This window comes from Plastoroseomonas hellenica (assembly GCF_018129085.1).
Classification (GTDB): domain Bacteria; phylum Pseudomonadota; class Alphaproteobacteria; order Acetobacterales; family Acetobacteraceae; genus Plastoroseomonas; species Plastoroseomonas hellenica.
Window position 1 is genome coordinate 144000 of the sequence record NZ_JAAGBB010000001.1, and the last position, 21618, is coordinate 165617.

Sequence of the window (21618 nt, forward strand, 5' to 3'; positions counted from 1 at the left end):
GCATTCGCTTCACCCAGGCATCCCGAGGACATCGCTTCCGACATGACGGGTATCTTCCACCGCCGGCCGGGCTGGCTGCTGGCCGGCACGGCCCTCACAGCCATCACCCTGTCCCTGCCTGCGGCCGCACAGCGGCCAGGGTCGGCGCCCGCCGCGACCCGCCCGACAGGGCGTGCCTTCGAGATCCCGGCTCAACCGCTGGCGAGCGCGCTGAACGCCTATGGCCGCCAGTCCGGGCTGCAGGTCACGGCCGAGGCCGGGGTGGTGGCGGGGCTGTCCTCCCAGCCCGTCTCCGGGACCTTCACCACGGAGGAGGCGCTGCACCGGCTGCTCGCCGGCACCGGGGTCACTTGGCATGTCACGGGCGACGGCACCGTGATGCTGACCCGTCCTCCCGCGCCGTCCGGCGCCCTGGCGGTGCCGGAGGTCAACGTCACCGCCGGACGGCTCCGGAGCTGGAGCCCGGTCAGGGGCTACGCCGCCATGATCGGCGCCGCCGGTACCCGCACCGACACGCCGCTGCTGGAAACGCCGCAATCGGTCTCGATCGTCACCGCCGACCAGATCCGCGCGACCGACAGCAGCAGCGTGACGGAAGCACTGGCCTATACTCCGGGCCTGGCGGCGCAGGCATCGACCTATAGCCGCATGGCGGATGATCTCATGATCCGCGGCTTCAACGTCGCCGACGGCTATAGCGGCATCCTGCGTGATGGCATGCGCCTCGGGCCCAATGTCTACGGCACGGTCCAGGAACCCTACGGCCTGGAACGGGTCGAGGTGGTGCGCGGCGCCGCCTCCGTGCTCTACGGCCAGCTCACCCCGGGCGGGCTGGTCAACACCGTCAGCAAGCGGCCGACCGACGAGCCGCTGCACGAGCTGAACATCGGCTATGGCAGCTACAACCGCCGCTTCATTTCCGGCGATTTCGGCGACCGGCTGACCGAGGACGGCACGGTGACCTATCGCCTCACCGGCCTCTGGCGCGATGCGGATAGCTGGATCGATCACACTGAGGACAACCGCCGCTACATCGCGCCGGCCATCACCTGGCGGCCGACCCAGGACACCTCGCTCACCCTGCTCGCGAGCTATCAGCGCACCGAGACGCAGTTCAGCGCGCCGATGCCCTTCGCCGCACTCAACAGCGGCACCGTGCCGCGTGACTTCTTCAGCGGCGAGCCGGGCTTCGACCGCTTCCAGGTCGACGCCTATACCGCCGGCTACCTGCTGGAACACGCCTTCAGCGATCGCGTCGCCTTCCGCAGCAGCGCGCGCTATTTCACCTCCACCGGTCGCTGGGACTACCTGACCTTCCTGTCGCTCGCACCCAACGGCACCCTCTCGCGCGGCCTCAGCCAGCGGGAGGAGAGCTCCACCGGCTTGGTCGCCGACAATTCGCTGGAGCTGCGCTTCGATACCGGCCCGGCATCCCACACCTTGCTGGCCGGCGTCGACTATTTCACCGCGCGTTACAACTCGCACCGCTACACCACCGGCACCGCCTATCCGATCAACGTCAACAACCCGGTCTATGGCCGGCTGCCGATCGTCAACCGCGCGGCCGATCGCGGCAGCCGGGTGAATGGCGATCAGGTCGGGATCTATGCGCAGGACCAGATCCGGCTCTTCGATCGCCTGGTGCTGACCCTCGGCGGCCGCTACGACTGGTCGAGCCGCGAGACGGAGATCTTCCGCACCGGCCAGCGCAGCAGCCAGGACGACAGCGCCTTCACCAGCCGCGTCGGGCTCGTCTATCTCTTCGACAGCGGCTTCGCGCCCTATGTCAGCTTCAGCCAGTCCTTCGCGCCCAATATCGGCTCGGACCGGAACGGCGGCGCCTTCAGCCCGACGCGCGGCACGCAGTACGAGGTGGGGCTGCGCTACCAGCCGCCGGGAACCAGCCTGCTGTTTTCCGCCGCCGCCTATCAGCTCACCCAGCAGGACGCCCTGGTTACCGATCTCGTCGATCCGAACTACCAGGTCCAGGCTGGCGAGGTGCGCTCACGCGGCTTCGAGCTGGAGGCGCGGGGCGATATCGGCCCCTTCGGCTTCGTCGCTTCCTACTCCTATACCGATGCGCGCACGACGGAGACCACCGTCGCGGCGCAGCGTGGCCAGCGCGTGCCCCTGGTGCCCTACAACACCGCGGCGCTCTGGGGCGATGTCCGGCTCGACGGCATCGGCCTTCCGGGGCTGAAGATCGGCGGCGGCGTGCGCTTCGTGGGCGCGGCCAACGTCCCCGGCTTTTCCCGCGACACGCCGAGCTATGTGCTGGCCGACGCCATGGTGCGCTACGATCTCGATCATCTGGCACCGAGCCTGCGCGGCACCTCGATCACGATCAACGCCCATAACCTGTTCGGGGAGAAGTACTTCACCTGCGCGGGCGATTCCGGCGGCTGCCGCTACGGCGCGCCGCGCACCGTACTCGCCACGCTCAGCTATCGCTGGTAGGCGCTGGCCCTTTCGGGCGGCGGGCGATCCCCGCCCCTCGATCGGAGCGCGCCGATTTGTTACGATGACTTCGGGCTACGCGACCTGTTGCGGCCCGGATGCGGATCTGCTGGATGGCACCCTTGTCGAATGGGCAAGGCTTGAACGTTAGCTTGGATGGCTCCCGGTCGCGCCTTATGTCTGCGGCTGGGGTTCAGAAAGCCATTCATCGGGACCGACCATGCTCCGGCACTTCCAAGCCAGATCCGACCAGCCTGCGGCCAAAGCCGACCAGCCATCCCCCGGCCGTCGGGCGCGCTTTCCGGACGAGGTTCGCGGGGCGCTGCGGCTGCTCGAAGGGGCGCTGGCGCGCAAGGGGATGTCGCCGGCGATGCGTGTCGTGGGCAAGGCGGAAGGGCTCGTCGCCGCCTCCTACAACGTTCACAAATGCATCGGCGTCGATAAGCGTTTCGACCCCGGCCGCGTCGCCGCCGTCATTGCCGAGCTCGATGCCGATGTCCTGGCCTTGCAGGAAGCCGATCGCCGCTTCGGCCGCCGGACCGGGCTGCTGGATCTCGGCACCGTCGAACGGCGGGCCGGGCTGCACCTGGTCCCGGTATCGTCGACGCCCGGCGGGCATGGCTGGCGGGGCAATGCGCTGCTGGTGCGCGGTGCCCACGCGACCCATGTCCGGCGCCTGACCCTGCCCGGCGCGGAGCCGCGCGGCGCGTTGATCGTGGAACTCTCATTTCCGACCGGTCCGCTCAGGGTCGTGGCGGCGCATCTCGGGCTGCTCCGCCGCCACCGCATCCTGCAGGCGGCCGCCATCCTGACGGCGATCGCGGAGGGTGAGGCGATGCCGACCCTGCTGCTCGGCGATCTCAACGAGTGGCGCACCGGCGCCGGCTCCTCTCTCTCGGTGCTGGAGCCGCTGTTCGGGCCCTTCGGACAGCCGCTGCCGAGCTTTCCCTCGCGCCTGCCCTTCCTGGCGCTGGACCAGATCCTCGGCCACCCGCGCGGCCTTGTCTCGCAGCTCGAGGTACATGACAGCGCCCTGGCGCGCGTCGCTTCGGACCATCTGCCGCTGCGCGCACGGATCGATCTGGCGGCGGCGCATGAAGCGGTCCAGGCGGCCCTGGCAACGGCTGCATGAGCAACGCCGGAACCCTGCCGAAGCCGGGTTCCGCGCCGTTGCCGGTGGCGGCGGCCTCCAGCCGCGTCGCGCTGCTCTCCGACGGGCATGAGGCCTTCGCTGCCCGGGCCGCCGCGGCGCGAGCGGCACGCCGCAGCCTCGATCTGCAATACTACATGTGGGAGAGCGACCTGACCGGCCAGCTCCTGGCGCGGGAGGTGCTGCATGCGGCGGATCGCGGCGTCCGCGTGCGCCTCTTGCTCGATGACATGTACGCGCTGGGGCGGGAATCCGATCTTACCGCCCTCGGTGCGCATCCGCGAATGCAGCTCCGGCGCTTCAATGCGGCGCGCTGGCGGCGCTGGGGACGGCTCGGGCTGCTGGTGGAGATGCTGTTCGGCAATTGGCACCTGAATCGACGGATGCACAACAAGGCCTGGATCGCCGACGGCCAGCTCGTGATCTGCGGCGGGCGCAACATTGGCGACCGCTATTTCGATGCCTCCGGCGATTTCAATTTCCGCGACCTAGACCTGATCGTCGAAGGCAGGTCGGCGGCCGAGGCGACCGGCGTTTTTGACAGCTACTGGCGCAGCCGCCTGGCGCTATCGATCAAGCGTCTCCGCATCCGGTCCAACGCGCGTGCGCTGAAGCGCCTTCGCGCCGCTCTCGATGCCGTGGCGGCATCGCCGGAGGCCCAGCCTTTCCTGGACCGGCTCCGCGATGTCCAGGCGGAGGACCGGCATGGGCTGGCGGTCGAGGACGAGGCGATCCGCATCCTCTCCGATGCACCCGAAAAGGCCCGTGGGCGCGCCGGCAGCGCCGTGATGTCGGAGTTGACCGACCTGCTCGCCAATGCGCGGCGGGAAGCGCTGCTGATCTCCCCCTATTTCGTCCCGGGCGAAGCCGGCACCGCCCGATTGGTCGACATGGCGCGGGCGGGGGTACGGATCGCGGTCATCACCAATTCCCTCGCGGCGACGGACGTGGTCGCTGTTCATGGCGGCTATGCGCGCTATCGCGAACGCCTGATCGCAGCCGGTATCGAGATCTTCGAGCTGAAGCGCAGCGAAGAGAAGACCGCCGGCGTCTTCGGCTCGCGCGGCGCCAGCCTGCACACCAAGGCGATCGTGGTGGATGACGGGCCGGTCTTCGTCGGTTCCTTCAATCTCGATCCGCGCTCGGCGAACCTCAACACGGAAATGGGCGTGCTGGTACGGCACCCGGCATTGGCGCGCCTCATCCGCTGGCACCACCGGCGGCTGACCGGTGGCGCGCGGAGTTGGCGGGTCCGGCTGACCCCGGCAGGACGGCTGGCCTGGGATGATGGCGTGACGGTGCGGTATGGCCCCACCGAACCCGACGCCTCCGTCAAGCGCCAGGCGCTGGCACGGGTGCTGCGCTGGCTGCCGATCGAATCGCAGCTATAGAGCGTGATGTGATGCGTGAGCGCTGGCGAGCGCATCATGCTCCAGCGACGGCTACGACCGCGCGCTCAGGGCAGGGACCTTTCTGACCCGCCTGCCGACCTCCTCGAAGGAGGTGATCAGGCCTTCCCAGAAACCGTCGATCAGGTCCCGGTTGACCATCACCCAGGCGGAAACCAGGTCGAAATCCTGCTTGTTCAGCCCGCCGCTGATCTGCATGACCATCGGCTCCACGGCGAGCACCGTCAGCCTGTCGGCATCGAAGCGCGTGCCGGGGGTAACGCCGACCAACGGGCTGTCCGGGCCGTGCCCGCGCCGCAGCCAGATCACCTGCGTAAGGCCGGTCATGTGGGATCGCAGGCTGATCGTATCCTGCGCCGTGCCGCCGTTCGGGGGCGGGCTGGTTGCAGCTTGCTGGGCGGGTTCCGGCGCCTTCGGCTCGGCGCTCGGGATCGCGGCGGTGGCGGCCGGCGGGGCTGCCTCGGCGGCCGGCTTGGGGGATGGCGGTGGTGGAGCCGGTACGGCTGGTGGCACGGGTTCCGCTGCCTTCGATGCCGGGGGCGCAGCATCCGGATCGCCGGCGGCAGGGGCTTCCTCGGTCCGCGCCGCAGCGTGCTCGACGCTGACGCCGTCATCGTCCACCGCGAGCGAGATCGAGAGATCCGCATCGAAGACCGCTCGCAGAGCCGCTTCGAAGCCCTGCCTGAATCCGGCCATGTCCTGCGAACTGGTGCCGAATCGCTTCAGCAGCTCATCCCAGGATGTCGTGATGATCGGCCCTGCGGCCTGGCGCCGGAGGGTCTGCCGGATCCACGCATAGGCATCGAGCGCCGCCGGCTGATCCCGCAGCAGCTCCACGATGCGACGCTCGAGCGGCACCACATGGTCGGCCAGGCTCGCGAAGAAGCCGCCATTGAGGCGGATGCTCGGCCGCCAGGCGGATCCGGCGGCGCGCGGCCTGCTCCGCGCGTCGAAGATCGTGAGTGCGGGACCGCCATCCAGCGTCACCGTGATCTTCGCGGCCAGCATGCGCGCCACCTGCTCCGCAAGCTCGCGGGCGTCCACGCCGAGCTGCGCCGCGAGCACGGCGTCGCTCTCGCCGAGATCGACGACGGCGCTGCCGGTGCGGAAGGCCCGGTCGCAGATATGCAGGATGGCGAGTCGCAGGAGCGGCCCGCTCGGCAATGCGTGGCCGGTGGCGCCGGGCTCGATCTGGATGGCGACGGTCGCGACCTCGCGCTGCCAGGCACCCCTCGGGGCGCGAATAGGCAGGGCGATCTCGCAGAACGCGGCATGCTGCCAGATGGTCGCTTCGGCGGAGGGCGTCGCCGCAGGGTCCACCGCCGATGCGCGGGGATCAATATTCAGGCTCATGGTCACGAGAGCTTTGGTTCGGGCGAAACGCTGACCTGCGATCCATACCGCAGAAGGCCGTAGAGGGCTCCGGGTCACGCTACATCTGCGCAGATAGACGGCATCCGTGGGGCAGGCAAGAGCGGCCGTCACGGAAGCGGGTGTCCCCGGAGCAGTCCGGAAGGCCCGACGCCTACCGCTGCCTGGTCGCGTTGCGCAACAAGCCGGCCCGCGAAGGCGGGAAACACAGCGCCAATCGACGCTCAGCGACGGGTCACGCGGGGCACCAGGCGCGGTGCAGCACCGCACCTGGTCCTTCGCCGAACAGGTGCAGCATCTGGCGGTAGCTGCCGGCGCCAGTTTCCAACAGCCGTTCGGGCCGCGCCGCCGGCGGGCCCAGCATGTCCCGGCCGACCATGCTGGGCAACGGCGGCAGGCCCAGCAACCCGAGAATCGTCGGTGCCAGGTCGATCAGGCTGACCGGACGGTCCTCCGTCTCCCCATCCGTCTCGTCGGGCAGACGGAATGCGATCAGGTTCACCATCTCCGCGCGGTTGAGGCCGCCATGCATGCCGCCGCCGAGCGGCAGGTCCTTGCCGGCGATCAGCGAGACGCCCGGCAGCCCGTAGGGATCGGTCGCCCCGCTGGAGCGAAGCTGCACCACCAGCGCCGGCGCCCGCGGATGCGCGGTGCCGAGGAGCGCGAGGTCGAATGCTCCCGGCGTCGTGCCCTCCACGCCATTGCCGCCCAGGGTGAAGAGCGGGCCGCACCAGGGCTGCTCCCGCACCGCTTCGGCCAGCCGGCGCAGCCGTGCGGGATCGGGCTCGCGTTGCCAGAAGCAGCAGGCAGTGCCGGGATAGATCGTGAGGTCGTCATGCAGCGCATCGAGCGCGGCGCCGAAGCCGAGCTCCGCGAGATGCTCGGCCAGCGGCAGCCGCTCGGTCACCGCGATATGGCCATGATCGGAGGCAGCGATGACGGCGGTGCGGGCTCCGCCATCCGGCGCCGAGCGCACCGCGTCCAGCACGCGCGCGAAGGCGGCATCGGACGCGGCCAGCGCGGCGCGGGTGCCGGGCCCGTCGAGGCCGAGATAGTGGAAGCTGGTGTCCGGCTCGTTCAGCCAGAGCACCGCGACATCGGGCTGCGCTTCGGGGAAGGCGACCTCGGTCAGCACCCGCGCGCCGTACTCCATCATGCCAGCCTGCGGCAGGCTCTTCGCCGGCGGCGCGCCGAGCCGTGCCACGGCGCTGTCCCAGGCGGCAGGCGTCTCGGTCGCGGCGCGGCCATGCACCGAGAAGACCCAGGACCCATTGGCCCGGGCGCGCGGGTCGAGCAGGAAGGCACCGCCGGCGGAACCGGTGTGCACGATAGCGAGCCGCCTGCCGGCGGCCGCCAGCGCATCGGCGAAGCGCGGCGCTGCGACGAAGCCCGGGCCATGCGTCGCGACGGCGTCGCGCAGATCGTCCGGATTGGCGGTGTCGACCAGCCGGTCGCCGCGCACCGCGCGGTCGGGGAAGGCATTCTGCACGATGCCGTGCACCGCTGGCGGCGCGCCGGTGCCGATCGAGCTGGCGCAGACGCGGGTGATGGAGGGAAAGACCGAGGATGCGCGAGTGAAGCGCCGCGCCTCGCCGAGGAAGGCAGAGAGCGTCGGCATGCGGTCCGGCGTCACGACATCGGGCCTGAGCCCATCGAACACCACCATCACGATGCGGTCGGCAGTGCGGGTCACATCCGGTCTCCCCAGGGCGTGGCGCGGCCATCCATGACGGAGGATGGCGCCGGGCGCCAGCCACGGTCGCGCCGCGTTGCGACAGTCACGGCGGTCATCCGTTCAACCCTGCGCCAGGGCCGGGTTGAAGGGGCCGAAATCGAGGTCGAGCGTCTGCCCCGGCGCCCAGCGCAGCGATCGCCGCTTCCCGTAGAACTGGCCGGAGGTGTGCAGCACCACACAGGACGGATCCTCCACCGTGATGATCTCCAGCATGCGGCGATGGATGCGTCGGCGTTCCGCCGCGTCGGTCGCGTCCTGCAGCCGGGCGCCGAGCGCGAAGTACTCAGTGTTGCTCCAGGTGCCGGTCATCTGCGGCGCGGTGCCGGCGGGCCCGAACTCGCGCCAGGCATGGCCGAGCGGGTCCGGCATGATGGCGGTGGAGGAGCTGTCGAAGATCGCGTGGATCGGCTTGCGGTAGATCTGGGAGAAATTCTCCTGCATCTCGATGCGGACATTGAGCCCGGCCGCGCGCCACATCTCGATCATCGCCTGCGCGCCCGAGACCTGGTTCGGATAGTAGTTGGCCAGCAGCTTGTAGGTGATCGGCTGCCCGGCATAGCCGGCAGCGCGCAGCAGCGCCCGCGCCTGCTCCGGATCATGATCGAGTGCCGGGAACTCCGCGACATGGGCGGCGCCGTAGCTCGGCAATTGGAAGCCGTTCGGCACCGGCAGCCGGTTCTGCCACAGCGCTTCGATCAGCAGCCGGCGGTCGAGGGCGAGGCTGAGGGCACGGCGGATGCGGGCATCGCGCAGCACCGGGTCGTTGGTGTCGAGCATCAGGTAGCGGATGTTCTGCACCGGGCCGCCGGTGACCTGCAGCTCCGGCCGCCGCTCGATATCGGCGAACTGGTCGGGCGCCAGGTCGGTGATGAGGTCCACCTCGCCGGCAAGCAGCGCGTTCACGCGGGAAGCAAGCTCGGGGATGATGCGGAACTCGATCGCGTCATGCGGCGGGCGGCCGCCCCAATAGGCCCCATGCGCGACCAGCGACACATTGCGGTCCAGCCGCTGCTCGACCAGGCGATAGGGGCCGGTGCCGACCGGCGCCGCCATCCAGCGCTCCCAGGAGCCCGCCGCCTCGAAAGCGCGGCGGCTGACGATCTCGGAGGCCCAGGCGGCCAACCGCTGCTCCAGCAGCGCATCGTCGCCCTTGGCGTGGATGATGACCTCGTGCGGGCCGACCACCTCCGCCCGTTCGATCCGCTCCAGCGTCTGCATGGAGACGACGCGGCCTTCGCGGCCCGGCCCGAGCAGATGGTCCGGGCTGAAGGTGAAAGCGACATCCTCGGCAGTGAAAGGGCTGCCGTCGTGGAACACGACGCCTTCACGTAGCGCGAGGCGCAGGCGGCGCGCATCCAGCCGCTCCCAGCGGGTGGCGAGCGACGGGCGCAGTGCCATGCCGCGCGTATGATCGAAGGCGATCAGCGTGTCGAAGATCTGCGGCACCACGCGGCGGGTCGCGGTCTGATTGGACAGCACCGGCTCCAGCGATTGCGGAAAGCCCGACATGCCGATCGTGAGGCGGCGGGATGCCGCCGCCTGGGCCGCGGCGCGACCGGGGAACTGCGCCGCGGCGACGGACAGGGCGGCACCGCCGATCAGGTGGCGGCGCGTGGGGGTAGGGAGCGCCATGGCAAGTCTCCTCGATAAGGTCGGCACCGGACCATAGGGGCGGGCCATGACGTCCCAGTGACCGTTGCCCGATGCCGGTGTGACTGATTGCGTTCGAATCTGACCGATAGAGGCCAGATTTCCCGGAACTGTCCTTTGATTCGGGCGCATCCGAACAGCAGGCTGCGCCCATGTTCGATGGCCGCCGCCGGCAACGCATCCTCGAGCGCCTGGCCGCTGCCGGCGAGGTCGAGGTCTCCTCTCTCGCGGCCGAGTTCGGCTGCTCGGCCAAGACCATCCGTCGTGATCTCGCGGCGCTGGCGCGCGCGGGGCATCTCCAGCGGCAGCACGGCGGGGCGATCGCCACGACGCCGCCGGACCTGCCGCCGGTGCTGCGCCGCGCCGACCGCGACCGGCAGGCGAAGGACCGCGCGGCGGCGCTGGTGCCCGGGCTGGTGCCGCCCGGCGGGCTGGTCTTCCTCGGCGGCGGCTCGACCATGCTGGCGGTCGCCGCGCGGCTGCGCGAGCTGCCGGCTTCGGTCGGCTTCGTGACCACCATGCCGGACATCGCGCAGCTTCTGGCCACGGGTGATCGGCATGAGGTGCATCTCGCCGGTGGCCGCCTCGATCCGGCGACGCGCACGGTCGAAGGGCCAGAGGCGCTGCGCTTCCTGGAGGCGCGGCGCTTCGACCTGGCCCTCATCGGCGCCAGCGCCATCGATGCCGAGGATGGGGTGATGGGGCCGAGCGCCGGCCATCTCGATCTGGCGGAGGTCGTGCGCCGCCGCGCGCGACGCCTGGCAGTGGTGGCGGATGCGTCGAAATTCGGCCGCGGCGATCGCTACGCGCTCTACGGCTTCGACCGGATCGCGGCGATCGTCACCGACCGGCTGCCACCGGATCCCTTCCCGGAGTGCGCCCGCGCGGCCGGCGCCGCGCTGATCCTCCCAGGCCTATGCTAGTGGCCTTGATCAATAGCCGATCAAGGCCCCCTCAAACGCCGGGCGCCGGCATCCGCCGGCTTGGCTTCGCGCGACTACGCGCGGGCCGCATTCGCGGCCTCGGATCGGTCAATCGACCGATCCGCTGACATTATCTCGGGCCTTCTCAGTCTGCTCAATCCAGGGTGTAGCGCGCGTAGAGCAGGCCGCGCGCCTCGTTGTAGTCGGCCGAGCGGTCGAAGCTCAGCAAGCCGCCGAGCCGGAGCTGCTGGGTGATCCGGTATTCCAGGTCGCCGCGCAGGCCGACCACGACGCCGCTCTGGCTTTGCCCGTCATAGCGGGTGCGCAGCGTCGGATCGCCGGCCGCTCGGCCTTCCAGCGTCGCCTGCAGCCCGGCATCGTTCGGGAAATAGGGCGCGGAATCCTCGCGGAAGGACGCGAAGCCGATGCTGGCGCCGAGCCGCCAGGACAGATCGCCCTGGCGCACCCGCCAGTCGATCGGCACCGTCAGGGCGGTGTAGCTCTGCGGGCTGAAATAGCCGCCATGACCGAGCGTGAAGTAGCGCAGGTTCCGCTGATAGCCGAAATGCGTGACGTTGAAGCCGGTGGTCAGCTCCTCCTCCGGCCGGTTGATGATGCGATAGGCCATGCCGGCGCCGACCTCATAACGCGTGTTGTCGCGCACATTGTCGCCATCGAAGATCGAATAGCCGCCGCCGGCATAGAAGGTCGCATCGCCGGCGCTGAGCTCGAGCTGCGCATGGCCGCCGCTGCGCGTGACATTGCCCCAGCGGGTGCCGGTCCGTCGATCTTCCATGCCCGCCCAGGACAGCACGCTGTCGGTCACCGATCGCCGCTCGCCGGTCACCCGCAGGCGGAGATTCGGCCCGAGCGCCGGCGCCACTTCGACGCCGCCGAGGATGGTCGTGTTGCGGAAGCCGACCGGCGAGGACGCCACGTCGGCCGAGAAATTGTCCCGGCGATACACAAGCTGGAAACCGACGCCGCTCGCCGAAGGGTCGCGCGGCGCCGGTCCGCCGGTGGTCCCGGCGAGCGCATTGGTGCCATAGCGCCGGTTGGTGTTCACGTCGCGGTCGATGGCGCCGGCATCGATGGTCACCGGCGTGGCGCGCACCGTCACCGCACCGCCTGCTGCCGGCAGGCGCGCTTCCGCGCTCGCCCCGATCTCGGTCAGACGGTCGAGGCCGCTGCTGCCGCTCCGCGTCCGCACACCCGGTGCGAAGGCGATCTGCGAGGCCGTCTCGTCGCGCAGCCGCTGCGCCTCGCGCGCGATCTCGGCCGCGAGCGGATCGGAGGGCGCCACGGTCGACGCCGCGAAGGTCGAGCCGGAACGGAACGGGTTATCGGACACGGCGGCCGTCCTGACCGGTGTGCCGAGCCCGCCGCCGGTCGCGGAGCGGCGCTGCTCGGAGGCGAGCTCGAGGCTGCGCATCGCGCGGCGCGGATCGCCCGCGGCGCGCGCGACGCGCGCATCCATGATCGAGACGCGCGCATCGGAAGGCGCCAGGGCGCGGGCTTCCGCGATCAGCGCCTCGGCCCGGCGAAGATCGCGGGACGCGATCGCGGCATCGACCGCGGTGCCCCGCGCATCGAGGTTGCGCGGATCGCGCGCCAGCAGCGTCTCCGCCACCTCCGCCGCTTCGCGCGGGCGCTGAGCCCCCTGGTAGAGGCGCGCCAGTGCGGCATTGGCTGCTGGGTCCATCGGGTCGCGCGTCAGCACCGGGCGCAGCGCTTCGAAGGCCGCCGCCTGGTTGCCCTGCTCGTTCAAGCGATCGGCGGTGCGGATCGCGGCGCTGGTCTGCAAGGCCGCCACCTGCCGGCGCTCATCGGCGGAGAGCCGCGGATCGCCGGCCAGCTCGCGCGCCATGGCGATGGCCTGCTGTTCCAGGCCGGCACCCACCATCGCGCTTGCGATGACCAGGCGCGCGGAGGGCGTCTGCGCGCGGCCGGGGAGGGAGGCGATGCGCGCGGCTTCCTCGGCGCCGCGGACGTCGTTCAGGCGGCCGAAGCCACGGATGACCGCCGCCACCAGCGCGCCGGTCGGGTCCGGCCGGGTGGCGATGGCGAGCAGGCGCTGGCGGCCTTCGAACATGCGGCCCGCGGCGGTGGCCGACACTGCGGCCTCCACCTCCGCCGCGGCGCGGGCGCGGGCCGCGAGGGCCGCCATTTCCGGGCTGCGGCCGCGCAACGGCACGCGGTCGAGCCAGGCGGCCGCGTCGGCCAGCCGGTCCTCGCTTTCGGCGAAGAGCGCCGCGGCAAAGGCGGCATCGGCGCCGCCGCCGCGCAGCGCCAGATCCTCGACGATGGCGCGGCCTTCGAGACCCTCGCCCTGGCGCGCGAGCAGGCGCGCCAGATCGAGCCGCGCCCAGGGATCGCTGGGGTTTGCCGCGACCGCGCTGCGCAGCAGGGCGGTGGCGGTCGCCGGATCGGATGCCGCCGCGGCCCGTCGCCGGATGCTAGCGCTGGCGCTGCCCGGTTCCTCGCCACCGCGTGGCAGCCGGCGCTCGATATCACTGGCCTCCGCAACGCGGTCCTGGCGCCGCAGCGCGCGCGCCAGGCCGGCCAGGGCCTCGCGCGCATCGGGGCGCCGGGACAGCACGGCGCGATAGGCCTCCTCCGCGCCGCGGCCATCACCGCGGCGGAGCAGCATGTCGCCGAGCGCGATCTGCGCATCGGCGGGGTCCGACACCTGGCGCGCGGCGGCGCGGCGGAACACGGCCTCGGCGCCGGCGGTGTCACCGCGCTGGGCGAGCCTTCGGCCCTCGGCGAGGTCGAGCCCATAGCCGGCGCCGTCCAGCGCCTGCTGCCATTGCCCGGCGCGCTCCGGCGCGGCGGCGATCGCGCGGCGCAGCAGGTCCTGGGCTTCGGCCGCCCGCCCTTCCCGCAGGCGCACGATGCCGAGCCCGCCGAGCGCGTCCGGATCCGATGGGTTGCGGGCCAGCGCATCCTCGAACTGGCGGGCCGCGTCCCGGGTCTGGTTCGCCTCCAGCAGCGCGAAGCCGCGCTGCCGCTGCTCGCCGGCCTGCATGGCGAGGCGGCGCGTCGGATCCTGCGCCTCGGCCAGTCGGCTGCGCACCGCGGCATCATCCGGGTATTGCGCCAGATAGGCCTGGAGCTGCGGCACCGCGTCCTCGGTCGGGCCGGACCAGAGCACCGCCTGCCGCCAGGCCTGCTGTGCCGCCGCGGCGCCCTGCGGCAGCCGGGCGAGCGCCTGCAGCCGCTCGATCCCCTGGGCGCGCGTCGCGGATTGCCAGGTCAGCGCCTGGGCGTAGGCGAGCTGGGCGCGGGCATCGGAGGGCGTGCGACGCGCGACGCCCGCGAGGCCCGCGACCCCGGCGCGGTAGCCATCCTCGGTGCCGGCGAGGGTGCTATAAAATTCGACGGCGAGTTCGTCCGGCGGCGTGCCGCCGCCGAACAGCGTTCGGTACTGGCTGATCGCTTCGCGGCCCCGCCCGGTTTGCGCGAGGCGTCGGGCTTCGGCCAGCGCTTCCGGCCGGATACCCGTCGCGCGGGCTGCGCTTTCCAGGCCGGTGAGCCGGGGATCATCCCGCGTCGTCACCTGCCGCAAACGGGAGGTAAGGGTCTCGGCCGCCGCGGTGTCGCCGAGCGCGAGCTGCACCTGCGCGGCGCCCGCCAGCGCCGCGGCATTGTTGGGATCCACGCTCAGCACGCGCTGATACCGCGGCAGGGCCAGCTCGGGGCGGTTCTGCTGCCGCCAGTAATCGCCCTGTGCGAGCAGCGCCGCGATCGCCCCATCGGCGGCTGGGCCCGCCCCTTGGGCAGCGGCTTCGCCGCAGACAAGCAGCGCGACGCCGCAGAGCAGGCGAAGGCTCGGCTTCATGACGCTCTCCCGCGCAGTCGGCGCGCAGTTCGCCGCCGCAGTGCCCAGTGGATCGGCGGCGCCAGCACCAAAGCCGCACCAAGCGCCGTGAGCAGCAGCAACTCCCAGCGGCCGGCCAGCAAGTATTGCGGCCAGAGCCAGAAGGGCAGGCTGCCGACGGTATAGGTGTCGCCGGCCTGGAAGCTCTCGACCAGGTTGTCGTTCAGCACCGCGAGGTCGCCCTGGATGCGCGCGCCGAGCGCCGGGTTCCGCATCGCCGCCGCCATCGCCTCCACGCCGCCGGGTGTGGCGCCGGAGATGATGACGACCGAGCGCCCGGGCGCAGCCGGATGCTCGAGCCCGATTATCGTCCCCACCTGCTCCGGCGATGCGGCGAGCAAGGTCGAGGCGCGGCTGCGCTGGCCACGGCGCGTGGCCGGCAGGAAGAGCTGGCGGAACTGGCCCAGCATGTCCGGCATCGCGACCGTGAGCCGGTTGGCCTCCATCCGGATCGGCCCATCGCTCATCAGCGCGGCGATGGCCGGCTGCCGGCTGAGGGCACCGAAGACCAGCAGGTCCTTGTCGTGCGTGGTCTGCACCTGGCCGGGGCGGATCACGGTGAGGCCGGTTGCCGGTAGGCCGACCTGTGCGGCCATGCGCCCGGTCACCGACAGGAAGGCCGCGACCTCCGCCGATGTTGGGCGGTCCGGCAGCACCGCCGCAGTCCCGGAGAGATCGGCCATGCGGGTGAAGGGGAAGCCTGAGGTCACGAAGAAGCCGAGGTTCGGCAGTTGCGTGAAGCGGTGCGCGCCGGAGATGTCGATGGTGCTCTCCGGATCGATCGCGGCCCGGATATCGCCCGGCACCGCCGTGCAGTCGCCGCGCGCCAAGGGGCGCATGTCGAAGCGGAGCTGCAGCTCGTTGTCGCCGGACAGCAGGTAGGGCGGGATGCCGACGCTCGCATGCGAAGCGCGCGGCTGGATCCCGGCCCAGCGCGCGACGATATCGAAGGGCCAGGTGAAGTCCTGGTCCCTGAGCGTCACCGAACGCACGTAGCTGTCCGAGACCCCGACATCGAGGCGCGCCGCCGCGAGATCCAGCAGCGATGCCGGCGGCGAGCGGTAGCTGAGCGAGACCGGCAATTGGCCGCTGCGCCCGGTATAGAGATCGGGCGCGGTGCGCAGCGGCACCGCAATGGTGCCAGGCGCATAGCCATAGGCCTGGAGATCGCTCGGGTCGACCAGTTCGCCGAAGCGCATCGCCCGATCGGCGCGCAGCCAGCGCGGTGCGTCGTAGGGCGCCCGCGTCGCCGGTTCCGCGGCTTCGACCTCGACGATGGTGCCGGTCAGGGCCGCCTGGCCGACCGCCAGCGCGGTCGCCGCGCGCCCCGCTTCGGCCGGAGTGCGGCCGCCGATCACCAGCAACTGCCCCTCCGGGGCATTGGGATTGGGGATCAGTGCGATGGTCGGACCGCTGAAGCGAGGCAGGTCCAGGCCCGGTACGCCGGTCTGGCTGGTGGCGATCACCACCCCGTGGCCGGTCGGCGGCGCGCCGGCGGCAACCGGGAAGGAGGCGCCGCGGTAGCCGGCGCGCACGGCGAACCAGGATGCGGCGATGGCTGCGGCGCGCAGCAACTCGGGCGGCGAGGATTCCTGCACGACGAAGGGCAGCGTCAGAGGCAGGCGGAGCTGCCGAGGATCGAAGAACGGCTCCGGCAGTCGCGCCAGGTCAGGCGGGATCGGCAGCCGCGCGAGGGTGAGATGGATCGTGGACAGGTCGCTGACCGTCGCCCAGAGCAGTCCCGACAGGCTGTCGTTGCACTCCGGCGCATAGCGGCCGGTGAACCGAAAATTCAGCCGGTTGACGTCGGAGAAGGCCAATGGATTGAGCGGGAACTCGGTCGGCCCGAAAGCGGGGCGGTTGCGCTGCGGCTGCACCACGCCAACGAACTGGTCGTTGAGCGTCACCACGACCTGGCTGAGCTCGGGAATGAGGGCGGGGGAGGTGGCACCGCTCACGACCAGCCGGGCATTGGTGACGACCTCGTCCGCGCGGGTGCCGAAGACGACGCCCTGCAGGTCTGAGGTGCCGCGAAGCTGCATCGGCCCGCGCAGCCCGCCACCCTGTCGCAGCGTGAAGGTGAGTTCCCGGGTGCTGCCGGTGGGTGGCGGCGGCGCTTCGGCGGCTGGGGCCACCGCCGGTGCGGTGGGCAATTGGGGGAGCGGCACATCCGGTTCCGGCATCTGCGCCGGCGGCAACTGAAGGCGGAGCTGCTGCGGGGGCTGCTGGCGTGGCTGAGGCTGCGCCTCGGCGGCGCCGACGAGCAGCAGGGCGGCGAGGATGCCGAGGGTCGTGGCACGCGGACGGATGACCTCGGTACGGCTGGGCAGCCGGCCAGGTTGCGCGACCGTCTGCCGGCGCTGTCCGGTCGGGCGCCCGCGCAATGCCCGCAGACTGACCCCGGTGAAAACGGCGCCGACGCCGCGGACCACCTCACCGAGGGAGCGTAGCGGCTTGTCGTGCCGATGCTCGTCCCAATCCACCCAGGCATCGGCGCGGCCCATGACCGCGCGCACGATCTCGGCCTCGTCCGCGAGGTCCGCCGGCTCGAAGCGCAGATGCCCCTCGAGGCCGTCATTGTCGAGCAGCATGGCTGGGATCGACACCCACTCCGACCCCGCATCCAGCTCGACCCTGACCGGCGTCATGGGATTGAGGCCGGCTGCCTCGTCCAGCATGATCGCGAGGCCGCCGAGCGAGAGGTCGCGCGTCACGCCCGGCAGCCTCTCCCCGTTCGGCAGGATGATCGTGGCGGGGATCGCGGTGTTGAGGCGGGCGCGGCTGCGTCGCTGCCGCCGCTCTCGTCCCACCGCGATGCCGGCCAGCACCGGCACCAGACAGAGCAGCGCCCAGGCGCCATTCAGCGCATAGGCCTGGAACTCCAGGCTGCCGGCCGGATTGACCAGGAGCCCGCGCACCCCGCTCGCGACGCCGAGGAGCAGGAAAGAGGCGAGCACCACGCTCGGCCAGACGGCCTGCCAGTCGTAATAGCCTTCCTGCAGCACGCCGCCCTTGTCAGTCACGTTGAACTTGCCCTTCCTCGGGTTCCAAAGGGTGGCGATGGTGATGGGCACCAGCCAGAGCGCGAGCACGACCTCGTAGATCTCGCTCCAGAAGGAATGCCGAACGCTGCCGGAGATCCGGCTCGCGGTCGCGACTGCGTGGATCATATGCGGCATCGCGTAGGCGATGATCGCGAGCGGCGAGGCCGCGATGACCGAATGCCCGAGCAGCAGGAAAGCGAGCGGTGAGGTCAGGAACACCACGCGCGGGATCGCGAAGCCGTAGTAGAACATCGCCGAGAAGTAGCAGAGCCGCTGCGGCAGACTGAGGCCGGAGACGAAGAGCGGATTCTCGGTGCGGGCGATCTGCAGCATGCCGCGGGCCCAGCGCATGCGCTGCCCGATATGCATGATCAGCCGCTCTGTCGCGAGGCCGGCGGCGAGCGGCATCCTGAGATAGGCCGTGCTCCATCCCTGCCGCTGCATGCGCAGCGACAGGTGGCAGTCCTCCGTCACCGTCTCGGTCGGTACGCCGCCGGCGCCGATGAGTGCCGTGCGCCGGATGATCGCGCAGGAGCCGCAGAAGAAGGTCGCATTCCAGAGATCGTTGCCGGGCTGCACGGCGCCGTAGAACATCAGCCCTTCGTTCGGCACATCGAGGCCGGCCGAGAGATTCCGCTCGAAGGGATCGGGCGAGTAGAAATGATGCGGCGTCTGCACCATCGCGAGCTTCGGGTCGCGTACCAGCCAGCCCATGCCGAACTGCAGGAAGGCGCGCGTCGGCACATGGTCGCAGTCGAAGATCGCGATGAATTCGCCATCGGTGAGGCGGGTGGCGTGATTGATGTTGCCGGCCTTGGCGCCCTTGTTGTCCGGCCGGATGATGTAGCCTGCGCCGCAGGCCTGGGCGAAGGCGCGGAATTCGGCGCGGCGGCCGTCATCCAGGATGTAGACCGAGAGCTTTTCTGGCGGCCAGTCGAGCGAGAGCGCAGCGAGCACCGTCGGCTTCACCACATCGAGGCTCTCATTGTAGGTCGGGATGTAGATGTCGACCTTGGGCCAGTCGGCCGGGTCCTTCGGCAGTGGCACGGACCGGCGCGGCAATGGCCAGAGCGTCTGGAAATAGCCGAGCAGCAACGCGATGCCCGCGTAGATCTCGGCAAGCACCAGGCCGGTCATGAAGAAGCCCTGCCAGAAGCCTTCGTATTCAATGGTGTCGAACAGCCGCCAGGTGAGATAGCGGGCCGTGACTGCGACTGATAGAACCGCCAGAAGCACTGAGATCCGGCGGCCCTTGATCCTGTTCAGCAGCACGAAGGCCAGAACGGTGCCGGCCCCGATCCAGGCCTGCTCGGTGGCCGTCACGGATGTGGTCACGAAGGCATATAGCAGGGTCGCGCCGGCCAGTATGGCCAGCAGGATGAGCAGGCGAGCGTGCAGCGGCACCCGCAGGGCAGTCACCATGATCGCTGTCCCCAGCGCGACGGATCCAGCAGGGGCGGCGGTCCGGCCGCTGGCTGAGAGGCGGCGACGGGTGTCGGCAGCAGCGCGACCAAAGCCTGGGCAATGGCGCCGAGATCCGTGGCTGCCCGGCTGGCGGGCGCGAAGTCGAGCAGCAGTCGCTGGTAGGCCAGCGCCTCGCTCATTGCTTCGTCGCGCGCGACGGCACCGAGCAGCTTCGGCCCGAGATGCCGTGCGACCGCCTCCGCCGCGGTGAAGCTGAGGCGGGAAGCCTGGTCCACCTGATTGATGATGATCCTGAGACGCGAGGCGAAGAGCGAGGCAAGCGTGCCCTGGCCGAGGAAGGCACCGGTCTCGACCTGGGGAAGCAAGGCGGTGCTGGCGGCATCGGCGAGCAGGACGGCGACGAAGGTGTCGACCAGCGGGATCACCGCCGCAAGCGCATGCGACGGGCCGGGTGGTGTATCGATGATGATGACGAGCCCAGGATCGGCCATCAGCCGCCGCAGCGGCGCGGTGATCTGCTCGGGATTCCGCTCTATGGCGACAGCGAGAGCCAGGCTGCTCGCCATATCGAGCGCGCCATGCGGCAGCAGCGCAACCCCGGACGCGGTCTCGCGCAGCGCGCCTCCCGGATCGACGCCGGCCGTCAGTCTGGCCATGAAGCCGCCGGTATCCTCAAGGGGGACGCCAAAATGCAGCCGCAAGGCGTTCTGCGGATCGAGATCGATGGCCAGCACGCGTCGGCCGGCGCGCTGCAGGGCATGCGCGAGATTTGCGGACATCGTCGTCTTCCCGACGCCACCCTTCGGCGAGGCGAGGCAGATTACTGGCACAGCGTCACTGTCCGACCGGTTGCGATGCGCCCGTCAGGCGGTCGCGTAGTGCTGCGAAGGCGGGCCCGCCCGCAGGCGGCATCGCCGGCCGTGCCGCCAGTGCGGCGTCGATCAGCGGAAAGCCGCCGGGCGGCGGCGCGCTCGGGGTCGACGGCGGTTGCGGCGGCGCGTTCGAGGTCGGGGCCGTCAGCAGGGCTTGCAAACTTGCCATGCCGGCAGCCACCGGCGCGGCGGCGGTCGGCTCTCCATCGGCCGGCGGGGATGGCGTCGGTGCTTCCGGCAGCTCTGCCGCGGGCGCCATCGGGGTCCATGCCGGGCGGTTCCGGAAGGAGCGGTAGGCTGGCAGCGCGGCACCCATCCGCACCGCGAGGCGACGGACATCCAGGTCGGAATTCTTCTGTATCACCGGCTTGTCGCTGTCCCCTGTCGTTCGCGGGCGAATCGGAACCGAAAGCTAGCAGGAATACTTAATCAACATCCCTGGATCGGACTCTCTCGTGAACGAGGTAGTACGGTATCGGACACCCTGGGCGCAAAAAGCGCTGCAGGGATCACATATTGAGATCGGCTGCGGCCGCGTGGCTGAGCAAAATCAGGGAGGATGCGTAATAATCATCCTCCCTGCTCGGGGCCGGCAGGACGAGCCCGGACCGCGCCGCACCGGTCGCGGCCGTCAGTAGGCGCATGATCGCGATGACGCCGTTCGACGCGGCGAAATCCGCCACGGCATTGGTCTGCAGATCGGCCCAGGCGGGGACGCGCGCATGGGTGCCGTCGAGCCAGAAGCGCAGGCTTGCACTCACGGAAGGCGCGGTGACTTGGCCGGCCCAGGCAAGCAGCAGGGGCGTGCGCACCGCGTCGAAAGAGAAGCGTGGTGGCCAGCCGGCAGCAATCCGGGCCTCGCCGGCGGATTTCGGCAGCTCCAGCCAATCCGGCGTCAGCCCCCAGCGGCCGAAGCGTGCCTCGCGCAGCAGTGCCAGGCCGTCCGCCTCCAGCCTCTGCCACAAGGGGTCGGGCGCGATGGCGGCCAATTGCCGAAGCGCCGGGAAGACGTAGTAGGACGGGTTGATCACGATTCGATCCGCGTGATCGAAGCCATCCGCGCCCGGCAGCAGGAGCGTCCGCCCGCGGAGATCCCGCACGCAGTTGCGCAGGATCTCACGCGCGATGCTTGCCGCCTGCTGCCGCCAGACCACCACGCTCCAGCGTTCCGCCGCGATGGCCAGTGCCCAGGCGATATAGAGATCGCCGTCGGTGGCGTTGTTCAAGTCGTCGACGGGCGGCTGCGCCATAGGACGATAGCGCCAGGCATGCAGCGTGTCGCGCGGACGCCGAAGGCTACGACGGGTCCAGTTCCAGATGCGCTCGAAAGCCTCCCGATCGCCGCTCCGTGCGGCAAAGATCATGCCGAAGCCCTGGCCCTCCGAATGCGAGACGTTCTGATTGCCGGTGTCGATCACCCGGCCATCCGGGGTGAGGAAGCGTGCGCGGTAGGCCCGCCAGGACGGCGCCAGGGATGCGCCGGCTGCGTCGCTCTGCGCCTGCGCCGGCCGAGGGCGGGCGCCAAGGGTAAACGCGGCCGCTCCGGCACAGGCCGCCAGCAGGGATCGACGGTCCGCCGGCAGCTGTCCGGTGGGGTCGCAGCGGGCTGAAGGGTTGTCTGGCATGGCGAGGGTTCCGGAACCGTCCTTTGGATGTCGAAAGCCCGCGCCGCGTCCCGGCCCGCCCGCGATCACCGTGTCCG

The 21618-nt window shown here is 70.7% G+C and carries 12 protein-coding genes; 4 read left to right on the forward strand and 8 right to left on the reverse strand.

Going from position 1 to position 21618, the window contains the following annotated elements:
• Window positions 1-42 precede the first annotated feature (42 nt).
• From GXW71_RS00580 to GXW71_RS00590, 3 genes are all read left to right on the forward strand, one after another.
• The gene (locus tag GXW71_RS00580; RefSeq protein ID WP_211850327.1) at window positions 43-2457 is read left to right on the forward strand and encodes a TonB-dependent siderophore receptor; all 2415 of its coding nucleotides are present in this window, start codon (window positions 43-45) and stop codon (window positions 2455-2457) included.
• A 220-nt stretch (window positions 2458-2677) separates the two neighbouring features.
• Window positions 2678-3589, forward strand: coding sequence for an endonuclease/exonuclease/phosphatase family protein (locus GXW71_RS00585; RefSeq protein WP_246526166.1), 912 nt, complete (start codon window positions 2678-2680; stop codon window positions 3587-3589).
• Window positions 3586-4998: a phospholipase D family protein gene (locus GXW71_RS00590; RefSeq protein ID WP_211850328.1), complete on the forward strand. Its 1413-nt coding sequence runs from the start codon at window positions 3586-3588 to the stop codon at window positions 4996-4998. Before GXW71_RS00585 ends, GXW71_RS00590 begins: the two co-directional genes overlap by 4 nt.
• Before the next feature lie 51 nt (window positions 4999-5049).
• Here the strand turns inward: GXW71_RS00590 and GXW71_RS00595 are convergent, their stop codons facing one another.
• The 3 genes from GXW71_RS00595 to GXW71_RS00605 all read right to left on the reverse strand — a co-directional run bounded on the left by GXW71_RS00595 (window position 5050) and on the right by GXW71_RS00605 (window position 9754).
• On the reverse strand, window positions 5050-6501 hold the full coding sequence (locus GXW71_RS00595; protein ID WP_211850329.1) for a replication protein RepA: 1452 nt from the start codon (window positions 6499-6501) through the stop codon (window positions 5050-5052).
• 121 nt (window positions 6502-6622) lie between these two features.
• The gene (locus GXW71_RS00600) at window positions 6623-8080 is read right to left on the reverse strand and encodes an alkaline phosphatase family protein (RefSeq protein ID WP_211850330.1); all 1458 of its coding nucleotides are present in this window, start codon (window positions 8078-8080) and stop codon (window positions 6623-6625) included.
• Between the two features lie 102 nt (window positions 8081-8182).
• Complete coding sequence (locus GXW71_RS00605) at window positions 8183-9754, reverse strand: ABC transporter substrate-binding protein (protein ID WP_211850331.1); 1572 nt, start codon at window positions 9752-9754, stop codon at window positions 8183-8185.
• 170 nt (window positions 9755-9924) lie between these two features.
• Here GXW71_RS00605 and GXW71_RS00610 point away from each other — a divergent pair, with 170 nt between their 5' ends.
• Entirely contained in the window at window positions 9925-10695 is a 771-nt protein-coding gene (locus tag GXW71_RS00610; RefSeq protein WP_211850332.1) for a DeoR/GlpR family DNA-binding transcription regulator, read from the forward strand.
• Window positions 10696-10849: 154 nt separating this feature from the next.
• Here the strand turns inward: GXW71_RS00610 and GXW71_RS00615 are convergent, their stop codons facing one another.
• From GXW71_RS00615 to GXW71_RS00635, 5 genes are all read right to left on the reverse strand, one after another.
• Window positions 10850-14536: a cellulose biosynthesis protein BcsC gene (locus GXW71_RS00615; protein WP_211850333.1), complete on the reverse strand. Its 3687-nt coding sequence runs from the start codon at window positions 14534-14536 to the stop codon at window positions 10850-10852.
• A complete protein-coding gene (gene bcsA / locus GXW71_RS00620; RefSeq protein WP_211850334.1) occupies window positions 14533-19041 on the reverse strand; it encodes a UDP-forming cellulose synthase catalytic subunit in 4509 nt (1502 codons plus the stop codon). Before bcsA ends, GXW71_RS00615 begins: the two co-directional genes overlap by 4 nt.
• Entirely contained in the window at window positions 19035-19874 is an 840-nt protein-coding gene (gene bcsQ / locus GXW71_RS00625) for a cellulose biosynthesis protein BcsQ (protein WP_211850335.1), read from the reverse strand. The genes bcsA and bcsQ overlap by 7 nt, the downstream gene beginning before the upstream one ends.
• A 4-nt stretch (window positions 19875-19878) precedes the next feature.
• Window positions 19879-20280, reverse strand: a complete 402-nt coding sequence (locus GXW71_RS00630) for a hypothetical protein (RefSeq protein ID WP_211850336.1) — start codon at window positions 20278-20280, stop codon at window positions 19879-19881.
• Between the two features lie 145 nt (window positions 20281-20425).
• Window positions 20426-21541 (reverse strand): glycosyl hydrolase family 8, encoded by a 1116-nt coding sequence (locus tag GXW71_RS00635; protein ID WP_211850337.1) that lies wholly within the window; start codon window positions 21539-21541, stop codon window positions 20426-20428.
• Between the last annotated feature and the right edge of the window lie 77 nt (window positions 21542-21618).

Coding starts and splice junctions, on each gene's coding strand:
- GXW71_RS00580 (WP_211850327.1), top strand. CDS start 43: ATGACGGGTATCTTCCACCGCCGGCCGGGCTGGCTGCTGGCCGGCACG.
- GXW71_RS00585 (WP_246526166.1), top strand. CDS start 2,678: ATGCTCCGGCACTTCCAAGCCAGATCCGACCAGCCTGCGGCCAAAGCC.
- GXW71_RS00590 (WP_211850328.1), top strand. CDS start 3,586: ATGAGCAACGCCGGAACCCTGCCGAAGCCGGGTTCCGCGCCGTTGCCG.
- GXW71_RS00605 (WP_211850331.1), bottom strand. CDS start 9,754: ATGGCGCTCCCTACCCCCACGCGCCGCCACCTGATCGGCGGTGCCGCC.
- GXW71_RS00610 (WP_211850332.1), top strand. CDS start 9,925: ATGTTCGATGGCCGCCGCCGGCAACGCATCCTCGAGCGCCTGGCCGCT.
- GXW71_RS00615 (WP_211850333.1), bottom strand. CDS start 14,536: ATGAAGCCGAGCCTTCGCCTGCTCTGCGGCGTCGCGCTGCTTGTCTGC.
- bcsA (WP_211850334.1), bottom strand. CDS start 19,041: ATGGTGACTGCCCTGCGGGTGCCGCTGCACGCTCGCCTGCTCATCCTG.
- GXW71_RS00635 (WP_211850337.1), bottom strand. CDS start 21,541: ATGCCAGACAACCCTTCAGCCCGCTGCGACCCCACCGGACAGCTGCCG.